Consider the following 15,879-nt stretch of genomic DNA (forward strand, 5'->3'; position numbering starts at 1 on the left):
CTTCACATACCTATTATTCAAGATTGGCATGTTTGCCATACATCTTATTTGTATCATACCCCTTTTTCTCCATGAACCTCAAGATAATAGCATCATAGAAAAGTAACAAAGTTTGTTCAAAAAGGGATCCCATAGGTTGAATCGTTTGATAATCGCCTTCAGATTGGTCTTTCGGCGATCCAGGCATTTTTATTGTAAAATTAGCTAATTGTCCAATTGTAGATTCTGGGAATATCGTAACAGCAGCAATTTTACCGCCTATGTTGTGGGCCTTTTCAGCCATCGAAACTAAGCTTTTCGTTTCTCCTGAGCCAGACCCGATGATTAAAATATCATCTTTTTCAAAATTAGGTGTGGTGGTTTCACCGAGAACATATGCATCAATTCCCATATGCATCATCCGCATAGCAAAGGATTTTCCCATGAATCCTGACCTACCAGCACCTGCGACAAAAACCTTCTTGGCTTCTAAAATCCCATTAACCAATTTTTCAGCATCTTCATCTAAAATAAGGCTTGAAGATTGCTGAAGTTCATTTAGAATTTTAGTTAGATATTGAGTCGTTTGCATTCCTGCGTTACCCTACTGATACATTTTCTTTAATCATTTGTTGCATTTTTGCCGCTGCAGCCTTTTTATCTTCTTGACCAGTAATTCCGCCACCAACAATAACAAGATCTGGTTGTACGTTAATTACTTCAGCAAGAGTATCTAATTTAATTCCGCCTGCGATAGCAGTTTTTGCGTTCTTTACAACACTTTTAATTGTTTGAAGATCTTCAAATGAATTTTTACCAACTGCTTGAAGGTCATAACCTGTGTGTACACAAATATAGTCAACACCTAAAGCGTCTACTTCCTTTGCACGGCCAGCAAGATCTTTTACAGCAATCATGTCAACAAGAATCTTTTTCCCTTGCTTTTTCGCTTCTTCAACCGCACCTTTAATTGACATATCTTCAGCTGCGCCAAGAATTGTTACAATATCTGCTCCTGCTTCAGAAGCTTTCATCACTTCATAACCAGCTGCATCCATAATTTTAAGGTCAGCTAGAACCTTTAAGTTAGGGTATGCTGCTTTAACTTCCTTCACAGCACGAAGGCCCTCATTGATCACAACTGGTGTTCCAATTTCAACGATATCAATATGATCCTCAACTTCTTTTATCAATTCAATTGCTTCTGGGATATTGACTAAATCAAGTGCTAATTGTAATTCCATATTTGTCACTCCTCATTTGAATTATAACGAACCGCACTAATGATTCTAAAGAAGATAATGTAGTCCTATCCAAGTTTTCATCAATAGCGGTACTCTATTAGTCTAATAGGTATTAATTTTTTTATGAAGTACGCACTTTTTTCTTACATAGTGACAAAAAGTATACTATGTGCTATTCTATGTAAAAATTGGAGGTGGTTAAGTGTCACGTATGAATGATAAGACGTTTAACTGTGAAAAAGAATTAACCCTCTCGGTTATCGGTGGTAAATGGAAAATGCTTATTTTATGGCATTTAGGCAAAGAGGGTACAAAGCGTTTTGGTGAGCTAAAAGCACTTATGCCGGGCATTACTCAAAGAATGCTTGTTAATCAATTACGCGAGTTAGAAGAAGACCTTATTGTAGAGAGAAAAGTGTATCCTGTTGTGCCTCCGAAGGTTGAATATTCATTGACGAAACAAGGAGAAACACTAATGCCGATCCTCGATTCTATGTACGAATGGGGAAAGAACTATATGAATAATGTTATTGATCCTGAAGATAAAAATGTATCGGTAAAATAATAATATAAACCCCAAGTGATAGGAGACTACTACTCGGGGTTTTTACGTGAGAAAAGAAATTCAGCTTTTAGGAAGGAATCTAGGTCGGCTTTGTTTAAATTAAAGGAGGATAAATGCACTTAGATCGAATAAAACAGTAAGGGAGGATAATATGACACACATCATTAACCGTTCACAACCAATTTACGCTTTTAGTAAAGAGCATTCTCCAATTTCGAATATCAATTCTGGAGAAACAGTGATCATTGAAACCTATGATTGCTTTGAAAACCAAATCACCTCAGCTGATTCTACATATGAAAGCCTAGACTGGAGTAAGGTCAATCCTGCAACAGGTCCTGTTTATGTGGAAGGGGCAGAAGTGGGAGATATTCTTGAAGTGACAATTGATGATATAAAATTAGAAGATCAAGGTGTGATGGCCGTTAGTCCAGGAATGGGCGTTTTAGGTGAAAAGATCACTAATTTTGAAGCAAAACTTATTCCAATTGAAAACGGAAAAGCTATCTTTAATGAAAACATTCACATTCCATTAAATCCAATGATTGGTGTAATTGGAGTCGCTCCACAAGGTGAACCAATCTCTTGCGGCACACCAGGCTCTCACGGTGGAAATATGGATAATAAAATGATTACAAAAGGAACAACGCTATATTTTCCAGTGTTTCAACAAGGTGCGCTCTTTGCATTAGGGGATCTTCATGCTGCAATGGGGGATGGAGAGATTTGTGTAACTGGTATTGAGATAGCTGGACAGGTTACTGTCACTTTAAAGGTGATAAAAGGAAAATCACTATACAATCCAGTTTTAGAAACAGATGAATTTATCGGTACAATTGTATCAGCAAAAACACTAGATGAAGCCGTTAAATTGTCCGTAGAAGATATGGTTGAATTACTTCAGGATAAACTAAACTTACCACTTAGTGAATTAACGATGCTATTAAGTGCTGTGGGACAAACTGAAATTTGTCAGGTTGTTGATCCACTAGTGACAACGAGATTCTTAGTTCCAAAATGGGTTCTGGAAAAGAACAAAGTCTCCTTATTCTAATAAGGGGGGTGTTGTTCTTTTTTTGGTTTCAGGTACAACCTGTGATTCCATTTATGAATTTATGAAAGATGTTATAAGTTGAAGATGTTTACTAAGGTGAGTGTGTTTTATTGGAAAAGTAGTTGCTTTTGTTAGTTTTAATTTTGGAACAAGAGCATTGGAAAACATGTTGTTCCCTGGAATGGAAATAGCTAATACGTCTTAGTTCAGAATCGAGACAAGATGAGGAAGAGAATGGGGTTCTTGTCTCGATACCTGGAGAATCGGGACACACCCGAGGAAGCAAAGCGAGAATGAGTCCCGATACCCGTGGAATCGGGACACACCCGAGGAAGCAAAGCGAGAATGAGTCCCGATACTCGGAGAATCGGGACACACCCGAGGAAGCAAAGCGAGAATGAGTCCCAATACTCGGAGAATCGGGACACACCCGAGGAAGCAAAGCGAGAATGAGTCCCAATACCCGTAGAATCGGGACACACCCGAGGAAGCAAAGCGAGAATGAGTCCCGATACTCGGAGAATCGGGACACACCAGAGGAAGAAAAACGAGAATGAGTCCCGATACCCGTGGAATCGGGACACATCAGAGGAAGCAAAGCGAGAATGAGTCCCGATACCCGAGGAATCAGGACACACCCGAGGAAGCAAAGCGAGAATGAGTCCCGATACCCGTGGAATCGGGACACACCAGAGGAAGCAAAGCGAGAATGAGTCCCGATACCCGTGGAATCGGGACACACCCGAGGAAGCAAAGCGAGAATGAGTCCCGATACTCGTAGAATCGGGACACACCCGAGGAAGAAAAACGAGAATGAGTCCCGATACCCGAGGAATCAGGACACACCCGAGGAAGCAAAGCGAGAATGAGTCCCGATACCCGAGGAATCAGGACACACCCGAGGAAGCAAAGCGAGAATGAGTCCCGATACTCGGAGAATCGAGACACACCCGAGGAAGCAAAGCGAGAATGAGTCCCGATACCCGTGGAATCGGGACACACCCGAGGAAGCAAAGCGAGAATGAGTCCCGATACTCGGAGAATCGGGACACACCAGAGGAAGAAAAACGAGAATGAGTCCCGATACCCGTGGAATCGGGACACACCCGAGGAAGCAAAGCGAGAATGAGTCCCGATACCCGAGGGAAAGCGAAACCATGTCCCAATACAGCTACATAAAACACAGCAAAACACGCTCTTGTATAAACAACTCAAATATTCCTCTCAATAACTAAACCACAACTAACCTCCACCTCTTAAACCAGAAAACTACCCTATAAAAAACATACTTCCTACCACGAAAGAGCACCCTAGATGTATCATTAAATATAGGAGGAGTTATGTTTGAACCTAAATGATTTTTTCAATGCTAGGGAAAAGTTTAAAGGAATTGTTCATACCACTCCGTTAGATCATTCGAAAACTTTTAGCCAGCTTGCACAAAATGATGTGTATTTAAAGCTGGAGAATCTACAAAAAACAGGTTCCTTTAAAGTAAGGGGGTCTTATAATAAGCTTATTTCTCTTACAAAAGAAGAACTAAATAAAGGGGTCGTTGCTGCATCAGCTGGTAATCATGCTCAAGGTGTTGCGTACTCAAGTCAAATGCTTGGGATTCCTTGTACGATCGTGATGCCGAAGGGAGCGCCGTTAAGTAAAGTGCTAGCAACAAAGCAATATGGTGCAAAGGTTATTTTAGAGGGAGCTGTCTTTGATGAGGCTCTTGCTTACGCATTAGAATATTGTGATTCAATAGGTGGCACGTTTATTCATGCTTTTGATGATGAAGAGGTTATCATCGGACAAGGTACGGTTGGAGTGGAGATTATGGAACAGCTTCCAGACGTTGATGCGATTGTTTGCCCAGTTGGTGGAGGAGGGCTCATTGCTGGTGTTGCTAAGGCCGTGAAAGAAAGCAATCCAAATGTTTCAGTTTATGGTGTTCAAACTCTTGCCTGTCCAAGCATGAAGCAGTCACTTTTGGAAAAAAGGCCGGTAATGATTGAAGCGACCCCGACGATGGCAGATGGAATTGCTGTTAAAAAACCAGGACAGAAGACGTTTGACATTATTAAAGAGTATGTTGATGATATTGTTTGTGTGGATGAAATGGAAATTGCCCGAACAATGCTTATGGTTTTAGAAAGAAGTAAACTGTTAGTCGAAGGCTCTGGTGCTAGTTCGTTAGCAGCACTTCTTTATAAAAAGCTTGAATTAAAAGATAAAAAAGTAATAGCAGTATTAAGTGGCGGAAATGTGGATGTTAATTTTATTGCTAGGATTATTGAGCGCGGATTAGTTGAATCAGGTAGGTATGCTCATTTTTCCATAACGTTAAAAGATAAACCAGGTGAGCTTCAGAAAGTATTAAGCGCTATAACCGATTTAAACGCAAATGTTCAATATGTTAATCTCCAGCATATAGGAAAACATATTTATCCAGGATTTGCTCAGCTCGAAATGTCAGTTGAAACAAAAAACCATGATCATATTGAAGAGCTTCATAAGGTGTTAAAAGATAAAGGCTATAATGTGCAGATGGATGAAACACTTTTCGATCAGTATCCTGCGGGATTTGGAACACCTTTAGAGTACCGTGTATGATTGTTTAGCCCCCAAACAAATGGGGGCTTTTTGACAAACCGATGTTAATAAAATTATTCAAGTGTATAATGAAAGAAAAAGATAAAATAATCGTTAAGTCTACAAAGCCTGGGGGGATTTTGTTGAGATCTAGTGAAGGGTGTAGAGTAGTCATTGTTGATGATGAGCAGTTAATCAGGCAAGGAATTAAGCATTATATGCAGTGGGAGCAGGAAGGGTTTCAAATTGTCGGCGAAGCTTCAAATGGTCAGGAGGCTCTTGAGTTAATAGAAAAAACGAAGCCTCATATTGTGTTAACAGATATTGTGATGCCAATTATGGATGGTGAAGAGTTAACTCGAATTGTTAAAAGTAAATATCCGCATATTGAAATTATTATTTTAAGTAGCTATGGTGATTTTGAATATGTAAGATCTACTTTTCAAAATGGGGCAGTTGACTATATTTTAAAGCCTAAGCTTGATACAGAGTCATTGCTTACCGTGTTAAAAACGGCAGTGAGCCGAATTCCTTCGTTACAAGGGGGAAATGATGAAGCGAATGTTGATGTGAATATTGGACATATCATTGAAAAATTTATTTCAGGATATGACACACAATATGACGAAAATCTCATTTTAGAGGCATTTCCTTATTCTAGCTTTCGTTTAGTTACGATTGATTATAGGTTGATAGAAGGTAAAAGTTTAGAGGATATTCATTCGATAAATTCTGAAATTCAAGTACTTATCACAGCATGTTCAAAAGAGGTCAAGCTGGAGATTTTCGAAATAGATGATAATGTAAGCGTATTCCTGATTAATAGTAGTAGGGATCTTTTTACTGGAATTTCAGAACTTGCTTCTAAAATACTGGAACGTCATTCTCAACTTTCCATCCTTATCTCAGAGGCTTTTATGAGCTTTTCACAAATTTGGATGAAATACAACGAAGTGATTAAAAAGATGCTTCAATATCGATTTTATTTTCCCGAGACTACTATAGTAGTAGAAAAGAATCTTCTAAAAGAAACACCTAAGATCGCTTCATTTAACCTTGATAAATTTACAAATGACTTTAAACATGAACGGTTTGATTTGGCATTTTCTTATTTAGAAGAACATGTAACGGAGTTATCTTCGAGCTTTACGACAGATATTTTTGAGTACAAATCATTTTTTGGAAATGTTATTTTTACGATTTCTGTTTTGTTAAGCAATTTAGAGTATGATGTGAAGAATTTAGAAAATGAAAAGTTCAGTTTTTTTAATAAAATAGATGGTGCGAAAACAGCAAGTGGTGTTGTTAATCAGCTACAACTATTTCTTACAAAAGCAAAAGAAGTGATTACGACAAAGAAAACTCAATCAGGTTTTTCTAGTTTTCAACTCATTCTTGATTATATCGAAGACCACTATGCCGAACCACTTAGTTTGAGCGATGTTGCTACTACTTTTCATTTTAATCCTTCTTATCTATCAAGCTATTTTGCAACGCATAATAAAGAAGGGTTTAATGAATATCTCAACAAAATTCGAATTGAGGAAGCTGTGAAGCTGTTACTGAATACAACCACTCCAATCTCGGAGATCAGTGGACTTGTCGGATATTCTGATCATAGTTATTTTTGTAAGGTGTTTAAGAAACAAAAAGGTCTGTCACCTAGTCAATATCGTAGAAATCAAAAATTGAAATAAGTGATGGTAATCAGTATGAATATATTTAAAAAGTATTTTAAACATAACGGGTTATTTTTCATTATGTTTTCGATAAGTGTTATTAGCATTATAAGTGTTTCAATTATTATTACGTGGACAACGTTTCGGATGTCTGAGCAGTTTTTTATTGATAAATTCAGTATTACAAATGCAAAGGTTATGGATCAGATTAAGGACAGCTTTGAATCTTATAACTATTCGATTGTTCTTGCATCTAATAACATTTTGCAAAGTGGAACAATTAGAAGGATTATGACGGAAGAGCAATCAAATCGTCAGAAAATGAATTCATTTTATCAAATGAGTGAGCAAATGAAACGAATAAAATCAAATGTTGATGCCTATGAAACGGAAATTATTGTTACAGGCATTAATGGGATGAGTTATGCAACAAATCGACCTTATTGGATGATTTCTGATGAAGAATTGAAAACTCACAACATAACAAATGTTTCCATGCAGAATCCTAAAAGATTGATTTATCAACATGATCGACGAATGAAGGAAACAAAAAACAAAGAAGATGAACAATACATTATTGCGACGAAGCCATTAATGGAAAGAATCTCTGGAACGATATATGGAATGATGTATTTCCCTATCCATGAAAGTGAATTCAAAAAATTTTATACCAACTATACGAGCATAGGTAACGATGTGTATGTTCTTGATAAAACCGGAATGATTATTTCTAGTAATAAGACAGATTTTATTGGGGAGAAAGCTGAGGAACTCTTGCAATATGTTAAGGAAAACGAGAATAAGAGTGAAAACTATATTGTGAAAGAGTTTAAGGGTACAGATTCTATTATCTTTTGGGAATATATCCCTTCCCTTGATATGTATTTATTCAATTTAATTGATCAAAAAACAGCGATTGGTGATTTAATTAATAAAAAGCAGATTGCGATTATTTTATTTTTTATCGTTGTTATTGCCCTTATTATTGTGTTTATTATTTCAAGAAGAATGACAAATTCACTTTCAACATTAGTAAAGCAAATATCTGATGCATCTAAATATGATTTTGATCAATATGTTTCGGTAAGCGGAACTTATGAAACTAGGCAAATTGGCAAGGCATTTAATATTATGTTAGATGAATTGCACGATTATTTGGAGAAGCTCGTGCTTTATCAAAAGCAAAAGCGTAATGCCGAGCTAGCGGCGTTGCAACAGCAAATTAATCCACATTTTCTTTACAACACACTTACTTCTATTAAATTTATGATTCAGCAGGGTGGAAAGGGAGAAGCAGAGGAAACAATTAATTCCCTCATTTCCTTACTTCAAAATACGATTGGCAATGTATGTGAAACGATTACTGTTGAGCAGGAAATGAATAATCTTAAAAACTATGTTCTTATTAATCAAAAACGCTATGGCGATCGAATTAAAGTGAATTATTTAGTATCACCTGATTGCTTACAACATCGAATTCCTAAGCTTATTTTACAGCCCTTTATAGAAAATTCATTTTTCCATGGTTTTAATAACAAAACAACAGGATTCATTAATGTGATGGTGTGGCAGGAACGGGATACGCTTATTTGTGAAGTGATGGATAACGGAGATGGTATGGAGATTTCAACGAATAAGCTGCCAGCCACCAAAAGTAAGAAGCAGCACTTTACTGGAATTGGTGTAAAAAATGTTCATGAACGAATTCAGATTTTATATGGTCATCAATATGGTGTAACAATTTCTAGTGAAGTTGGACAAGGGACAAGGATAAAAATTACATTGCCAACCGAAACCGTTTCATGATGTACCGTAAGTTAAGAAAGATCCTACAAACTCAATCACCTAAAAAAATCACAAAAATCTAAAAAAAATACAATTCCATCGATTTGTAAGCGGATACATTCTATAAAAAAATCACAAATTTATAAAAATATAGTCCTAAAGAAAAAGAGAATAGTGATGCTAACATGATAGGTGTAAGGGGTAGATAACGCTTACAAAAAACAAAAAACATGGGGGTATTTTTATGAAAAAGCTACTCGTTTTAATGATGGCTTGCATGATGATCTTGGCTGCATGTTCTTCTGGATCAAAAGAAACAGTAGATTCAGAGTCAGGTGAATCATCAGGTTCAAATGAAATCACGGTTTGGGCATGGGATCCTAACTTTAATATTAAAGCTTTGAATATTGCAAAAGAGTATTATCAAAAAGATAATCCTGATGTACAAATCAAGATTGTCGAAAATGCTCAGGCTGATATTATTCAAAAATTAAATACAAGCTTAAGCTCTGGTACAACAAAGGGATTACCAAATATCGTGTTAATTGAAGATTATCGTGCGCAAAGCTTCCTTCAAGCCTATCCAGATTCTTTCCATGAAATTACTGGATCGTTCAAAACAGAAGATTTTGCGTCTTATAAACTAGCACCAACAAGTCTTGATGGTAAAAACTATGGTTTACCATTCGATACTGGCGTAACGGGTTTATATGTAAGAACAGATTACTTAGAACAAGCAGGTTATACAGTTGAAGATTTAAAAGGAATTGACTGGAACGAGTATATCGAGATTGGAAAAAAAGTCAAAGAAGCAACTGGCAAGAATATGATTACACTTGATCCAAATGACCAAGGCATTATCCGTATGATGATACAATCTGCTGGTGCTTGGTATATGAAAGAAGATGGGGTAACACCATTTATCGCAGGTAATGAAGCACTTAAAAAGTCATTTGAAGTGTATAAAGCAATGCTTGACGCTGATATTGTGAAACCAAACTCTGATTGGAGTCAATTCTTAGCAGCATTCAATAGTGGTGAGGTAGCATCTGTTCCGACTGGAAACTGGATTACACCTTCTGTTAAAGCTGAAGCATCTCAATCAGGCAAATGGGCAGTTGTTCCACAACCGAAGCTTCCAGATGTTGAGTCAGTAAATGCTTCAAACTTAGGTGGAAGCTCATGGTATGTGTTAAATGTTGATGGTAAAGAAGAGGCTACTGATTTCTTAGCGAAAACATTTGGTTCAAATGTTGATTTTTATCAAGATTTAGTAACAGAAATCGGTGCAATTGGAACGTACATTCCAGCATCAACTGGAGAAGCATATAAAGCAGCTGATGAGTTCTTTGCTGGTCAAACAATTATTTCTGACTTCTCAACATGGTTAGAAGAAATTCCACAAGTGAATTATGGATTACACACATATGCGATTGATGACATCTTAATTGTTGAAATGCAAAACTACCTTAACGGTAAGGATATTGATCAAGTGCTTGAGGATGCTCAACAGCAAGCTGATGCACAATTACAGTAATAATCCTGCCAACTATTCCTCTGATCTGAAGTGAGGAACGGAGCCTTGAAATTTCAATCTGCTAACGATGCAGAGGAGATTTTCAAGGCTTCAATTCTATATTGATTAAGTTAAGGAGTTGACTTTGAAATGATATCAGCAAAAACAAGTACAAACACATCTGTTTCTTATTCGACAAAGAAGCGGTTTACTAAAACAACCCTCATCGGTTGGTCCTTTATCACATTAGCTTCGGCGTTAATCTGCATTTTTTACTTTTATCCAATGGTTCATGCGTTAATCATGTCTTTCCAATCAGGAACAGGGACAAATTTGACATTTACAGGGCTTGATAACTATGCACGATTATTAAAGGATCCGACGTTTATCACAGCTGTAAAGAATACGGTTATTTATTTAATTATTCAAGTGCCGGTTATGATTTTTCTAGCCTTATTTTTATCTGTTCTACTAAATGATAAAAATTTGAAATTTAAAGGATTTTTTCGTACCGCGATCTTTTTACCATGTGTAACATCGCTTGTTGCATATTCTGTTATTTTTAAGTATTTATTTGGTGTTGATGGCATTATTAACATGATGTTAATGAAGCTTTCCTTTGTTTCAGAGCCAATACAATGGTTAACAGATCCTTTTTGGGCAAAAATCACGATTGTTATCGCCATTACTTGGCGTTGGACTGGTTATAATATGATCTTTTATTTATCATCACTGCAAAATATTGATTCTTCCATCTATGAAGCTGCCAAAATTGATGGAGCATCTTCCATTCAACAATTTTTTAAGATTACAATCCCAATGTTAAAGCCGATTATTCTTTTTACATCGATTACTTCAACAATCGGAACTCTGCAATTATTTGATGAAGTTATGAATATTACAAAAGGTGGTCCTGGTAATGCAACGATGACAATCTCTCAATATATTTATAATCTTTCATTTAAATATACGCCAGACTTTGGTTATGCAGCGACCGTGTCGTATGCCATTGTCATAATGATTGTGATTTTCTCTATTATTCAATTTAAAGTGGCAGGTGATCGAAATGCTTAAGAAAGTATTTAGTTACGGAGTTTTAATTGTGGCGACGATTGTATCAATTTTTCCGTTTTTATGGATGGTTGTTTCAGCAACAAATAAGTCGGTTGATGTTACACAAGGAAGATTATTGCCAGGTGCACACTTTGTGGAGAATGTTAAAAATTTATTAGCTACAGTCGATATTGTTCCAGCTTTAATTAATTCGGCAAAGGTATCAATTTCAACAACCATTCTATCGCTATTAATTGCATCACTAGCTGGGTATGGATTTGAGATTTTTAAAAGCAAATCAAAGGATGTTGTGTTTAATATTCTACTTCTATCCATGATGATCCCATTTGCTGCGTTAATGGTTCCTTTATTCCGTATGTTTGGTACGATTTCACAAACAGCTCCTTTCTTAGGGATTGATACATTAACAGCCGCGGTGTTACCAACACTTACAACTGCATTTTTAATCTTTTTCTTTCGTCAAAGTACAAAAATGTTTCCAAAGGATATTCTTGAAGCAGGTCGAATTGATGGATTAAGTGAGTTAGGTGTATTTTTTAGAATTTATGTCCCAACGATGAAAACAACGTATGCAGCAGCAGCGATTATTACATTTATGGCAAGCTGGAATAACTATTTATGGCCTCTTGTTGTGTTGCAATCTCCTGAAAAGCAAACAATTCCATTGCTTATCTCAACATTAGGCTCAAGTTATGCACCAGATTTTGGCGTTATTATGACAGCGATTGTTATTGCAACATTGCCGGCTGCACTTATATTCTTCATCATGCAAAAGCACTTCGTTGCAGGAATGATGGGCTCAGTAAAATAAAGAGAGAGGAAGTTTAGAATGAGGACGAATCCAGATTTAAATTGGTTAACAGATGTAAATACCTTTGCAGTAAATCGACTACCGGCACACTCTAGTCATGTGTATTACGAAACAATGGAAGAGGCCAAGGGGTCTGTTCCTATGGCTATGAGAAAAAGCTTAAATGGAAATTGGAAATTTCATTATGCGATCAATCCGAGTACACGCCCTGAAACATTCTATTCTGTAGATTTTAATTGTGACAGCTGGGATGATATCAAGGTTCCAGGTCATATTCAATTACAAGGCTATGGCAAGCCTCAGTATGTTAATACGATGTACCCTTGGGACGGGATCAATGATATCCGCCCACCTGAAATTCCAATGGATAAAAATCCAATTGGGAGCTATGTTAAGAACTTTCATGTACCAGAAAATATGCAAGGAAACCCTGTTTTTATCTCGTTTCAAGGTGTTGAGTCTGCTTTTTATGTTTGGCTGAATGGTCATTTTATCGGATATAGCGAAGACAGCTTTACGCCTGCTGAGTTTGCATTAACTCCTTTTTTACAGGAAGGGGAAAATAAGCTTGCGGTTGAAGTGTACCAAAGAAGTACAGGTAGCTGGCTTGAGGATCAGGATTTTTGGCGTTTCTCGGGAATTTTCCGTGAGGTCTATTTGTATACTGTGCCGAAAATGCATGTTTATGATGCCTATATTCATGCAGATCTTGATGAAACCTATACAAAGGGAACACTGAAGGTTGATCTTCAACTAAATTCACCTGCTGCCGATGGTTCAAAGGTTTTTGCTGAATTGGTAGATAAAAATGGAGAACTTGTTGAATCAGCTAGTGTTGACCTAAACGGAGAAAAGCAGACGTTTATACTGAATGTTGATACACCAGAATTATGGAGTGCAGAAAACCCTTATCTGTATAAGCTTTACATTCAGCTTATTGATGAAACAGGTGAGATTGCTGAGGTTGTCCCGCAAAAGATTGGCTTTAGACGATTTGAGCTTGTTGATAAGGTCATGAAATTAAATGGTGAGCGCATTGTTTTTAAAGGAGTAAACCGCCACGAGTTTCATCATCGAACAGGGCGTGCCATTACAAAGGAAGATATGCTCTGGGATATAAAAACATTAAAGCAAAATAACATGAACGCAGTCCGCACCTCACATTACCCAAACCAAAGCTATTGGTATGAATTATGTGATGAATATGGTGTTTATGTGATTGATGAAATGAACTTGGAAACACATGGTTCATGGCAAAAGATGGGCGCCGTTGAACCTTCCTGGAATATCCCGGGAAATAAACCAGAATGGCAGGATATTGTGTTAGATCGGGCAAAATCAATGTTCGAACGAGATAAAAATCATCCTTCTATCCTTATCTGGTCATGTGGAAATGAATCATATGCAGGTGAAGTGATTCTAAATGTAACGAAATACTTTAAATCTGTTGATTCTAGTAGACTTGTACACTATGAAGGTGTGTTTTACGACCGTACCTACAATGATACTAGTGATATGGAAAGCCGCATGTATGCAAAGCCGGCAGATATTGAGGAGTATTTAACTAACAATCCAGAAAAACCATATATAAGCTGCGAATATATGCATGCGATGGGAAATTCTTTAGGCGGGATGAATTATTATACAGAGTTAGAGGATAAATACCCGATGTATCAAGGCGGATTCATTTGGGATTATATGGACCAATCTCTCGTTCAAAAGGATCGTTATGGAAATGAGTTTTTAGCTTACGGTGGAGACTTTGGAGACCGTCCAACAGATTACGGCTTCTGTACGAATGGAATTGTTTATGCGGACAGAAAGCTTTCTCCTAAGATGCAAGAAGTTAAATATTTATATCAAAATATTAAGCTTGAAGCAGATGAAACAGGTGTAACGATTAAAAATAAGAATTTGTTTAAAGATACCTCCGACTATTTGTTAACGTACACTCTTTTTCATGAGGGAGAGAAACTATGTGAAAAAACAGCTGAGGTAAACGTTTCACCACAGAGTGAGCAGCGCTTGAATTTTGATTGGTCTCGAGATTTGTTGAACAAAATAGGTGAGTATTATGTTCAAGTCGCTTTTCTATTAAAAGAAAAAACAGTCTGGGCAGAAGCTGGGCACGAGGTGGCATTCGGGCAATTTGTTTTTGATAAAAAAGGTGATGATACCTTGCCGACACAATCTGATGAGACTGTTAGATTGGTAGAGGGTGACGTTAACATCGGCGTTCATGGTAGAGATTTTAGCATCATTTTCTCAAAGCAAGTGGGAAGCTTAGTGTCTATTACTTATTCAGGAAAAGAAATGATTGCATTTCCTCCTGCTCCATTGTTCTGGCGGGCAACCACTGACAATGATAGAGGGTACGCTCAAGCTTTTGTTTCAGGCTGCTGGCTATCAGCGAGTATGGCTCGGAGATGTACAAATGTTGAGCTATCAACTCATGAAAATACTGTTGTGGTCGCTTTTACTTATAAGTTTTCCATTCATACAGATATTGAAGTAAACACGATATATACGGTAAATCCTAATGGAAGCATTCATGTAAAGTCATCGTACAAAGGTGCAGAAGGGTTACCACAGATGCCGATCTTTGCCTTATCATTTAAGGTTCCAGCTAGTTATGATCAACTAGAATGGTATGCAATGGGACCGGAGGAAAACTATTCTGATCGAGCTCAAGGGGCACGACTTGGTGTGTTTAAGAACACTGTAAAAGATAATTTGGCTGCCTATTTGAAGCCACAAGAGTCCGGAAATCGAACTGGAGTAAGACGAGTTCGGGTAACAAATGAGGATGGCGAAGGATTGATGATTGCTGCAAAGGACACACCGATTGAGTGCAATGTCTCACCTTATACAGCATTTGAGCTAGAAAACGCACAGCATCATTATGAACTTCCTAATGTTCATTACACCGTAATCACCGTTGCCGGGAAGCAAATGGGTGTTGGTGGAGATGATAGCTGGGGTGCTCCTGTCCATGAAGAACATGTGATAAAAGCAAATAGAGATATGGAATTTGAATTTGTGATTCAGCGTGATGGGGTTTGACTGATTGAGCTTGAAATTCTTTTCAAGCTCAATCTAGTTTCGATAGAGGTAGGATTGGGACAGGGAATGGTTCTGGAAATCAGGAGTCTGTCTTGTTCTGAGGTAGAATCGGGAGAGAAATTGGTGGATAGAGTAGGATACTGTTTCATACTAATAGAATCGGGACAGGAGTTGGTGGATAGAGTAGGATACAGTCTTGATACAGGTAGAATCGGGACAGAAACCGTCGGCTAGATCAAGCCATAGTCCCGATACAAGCAGAATCGGGACAGAAACTGGTGGATATATTAGGTTACAGTCTCGATCTGGGTAGAATCGGGACATAAATCGATGGAAAGATCAGGCTACAGTCTCAATACAAGTAGAATCGGGACAGAAACCGTTGGAAAGATCGGGCTACAGTCTCGATACAGGTAGAATCGGGACAGAAACCGTCGCTAGAACAGGCTACAGTCCCGATATAAGTAGAATCGGGACATAAACCGGTAGAAAGATCAAGACACTGTCCCGATACAAGCAGAATCGG

At 37.5% G+C, this 15,879-nt stretch carries 11 protein-coding genes; 9 read left to right on the top strand and 2 right to left on the bottom strand.

Features of this window, described 5'->3' with window-relative positions:
• Positions 1–13: 13 nt before the first annotated feature.
• Together hxlB and hxlA are read right to left on the bottom strand one after the other, a co-directional pair.
• Positions 14–571, bottom strand: coding sequence for a 6-phospho-3-hexuloisomerase (hxlB, locus tag D9842_RS25515; RefSeq protein ID WP_121664878.1), 558 nt, complete (start codon positions 569–571; stop codon positions 14–16).
• 7 nt (positions 572–578) lie between these two features.
• Positions 579–1,223 (bottom strand): 3-hexulose-6-phosphate synthase, encoded by a 645-nt coding sequence (hxlA, locus tag D9842_RS25520; protein WP_098796491.1) that lies wholly within the window; start codon positions 1,221–1,223, stop codon positions 579–581.
• 202 nt (positions 1,224–1,425) lie between these two features.
• Between hxlA and D9842_RS25525 the strand changes: the two genes are divergently transcribed.
• The 9 genes from D9842_RS25525 to D9842_RS25565 all read left to right on the top strand — a co-directional run bounded on the left by D9842_RS25525 (position 1,426) and on the right by D9842_RS25565 (position 15,353).
• Positions 1,426–1,788: a transcriptional activator HxlR gene (locus D9842_RS25525; RefSeq protein ID WP_098796490.1), complete on the top strand. Its 363-nt coding sequence runs from the start codon at positions 1,426–1,428 to the stop codon at positions 1,786–1,788.
• Positions 1,789–1,939: 151 nt separating this feature from the next.
• The gene (locus D9842_RS25530; RefSeq protein WP_121664879.1) at positions 1,940–2,842 is read left to right on the top strand and encodes an acetamidase/formamidase family protein; all 903 of its coding nucleotides are present in this window, start codon (positions 1,940–1,942) and stop codon (positions 2,840–2,842) included.
• Positions 2,843–4,186: 1,344 nt separating this feature from the next.
• Positions 4,187–5,446 (top strand): threonine ammonia-lyase, encoded by a 1,260-nt coding sequence (gene ilvA / locus D9842_RS25535; RefSeq protein WP_121664880.1) that lies wholly within the window; start codon positions 4,187–4,189, stop codon positions 5,444–5,446.
• A 122-nt stretch (positions 5,447–5,568) separates the two neighbouring features.
• A complete protein-coding gene (locus D9842_RS25540; protein ID WP_257535953.1) occupies positions 5,569–7,122 on the top strand; it encodes a response regulator transcription factor in 1,554 nt (517 codons plus the stop codon).
• A 15-nt stretch (positions 7,123–7,137) separates the two neighbouring features.
• Positions 7,138–8,910 carry a sensor histidine kinase gene (locus tag D9842_RS25545; RefSeq protein ID WP_121664881.1) on the top strand — a complete coding sequence of 591 codons (1,773 nt, stop codon included), beginning with the start codon at positions 7,138–7,140 and terminating at the stop codon, positions 8,908–8,910.
• A gap of 223 nt (positions 8,911–9,133) precedes the next feature.
• A complete protein-coding gene (locus D9842_RS25550; protein ID WP_121664882.1) occupies positions 9,134–10,426 on the top strand; it encodes an ABC transporter substrate-binding protein in 1,293 nt (430 codons plus the stop codon).
• Between the two features lie 129 nt (positions 10,427–10,555).
• Positions 10,556–11,479, top strand: a complete 924-nt coding sequence (locus tag D9842_RS25555) for a carbohydrate ABC transporter permease (protein ID WP_121664883.1) — start codon at positions 10,556–10,558, stop codon at positions 11,477–11,479.
• Positions 11,472–12,290 carry a carbohydrate ABC transporter permease gene (locus tag D9842_RS25560; protein WP_373995086.1) on the top strand — a complete coding sequence of 273 codons (819 nt, stop codon included), beginning with the start codon at positions 11,472–11,474 and terminating at the stop codon, positions 12,288–12,290. Before D9842_RS25555 ends, D9842_RS25560 begins: the two co-directional genes overlap by 8 nt.
• 18 nt (positions 12,291–12,308) lie before the next feature.
• Complete coding sequence (locus D9842_RS25565; protein ID WP_121664884.1) at positions 12,309–15,353, top strand: beta-galactosidase, LacZ type; 3,045 nt, start codon at positions 12,309–12,311, stop codon at positions 15,351–15,353.
• Positions 15,354–15,879 lie beyond the last annotated feature (526 nt).

It is taken from the genome of Metabacillus litoralis, assembly GCF_003667825.1.
Classification (GTDB): Bacteria; Bacillota; Bacilli; order Bacillales; family Bacillaceae; genus Metabacillus; species Metabacillus litoralis_B.

What these genes read in the sequence shown, in the direction of transcription:
- hxlB (WP_121664878.1), bottom strand. Translation starts at nt 571, where the DNA reads ATGCAAACGACTCAATATCTAACTAAAATTCTAAATGAACTTCAGCAA.
- hxlA (WP_098796491.1), bottom strand. Translation starts at nt 1,223, where the DNA reads ATGGAATTACAATTAGCACTTGATTTAGTCAATATCCCAGAAGCAATT.
- D9842_RS25530 (WP_121664879.1), top strand. Translation starts at nt 1,940, where the DNA reads ATGACACACATCATTAACCGTTCACAACCAATTTACGCTTTTAGTAAA.
- D9842_RS25545 (WP_121664881.1), top strand. Translation starts at nt 7,138, where the DNA reads ATGAATATATTTAAAAAGTATTTTAAACATAACGGGTTATTTTTCATT.
- D9842_RS25550 (WP_121664882.1), top strand. Translation starts at nt 9,134, where the DNA reads ATGAAAAAGCTACTCGTTTTAATGATGGCTTGCATGATGATCTTGGCT.
- D9842_RS25555 (WP_121664883.1), top strand. Translation starts at nt 10,556, where the DNA reads ATGATATCAGCAAAAACAAGTACAAACACATCTGTTTCTTATTCGACA.
- D9842_RS25560 (WP_373995086.1), top strand. Translation starts at nt 11,472, where the DNA reads ATGCTTAAGAAAGTATTTAGTTACGGAGTTTTAATTGTGGCGACGATT.
- D9842_RS25565 (WP_121664884.1), top strand. Translation starts at nt 12,309, where the DNA reads ATGAGGACGAATCCAGATTTAAATTGGTTAACAGATGTAAATACCTTT.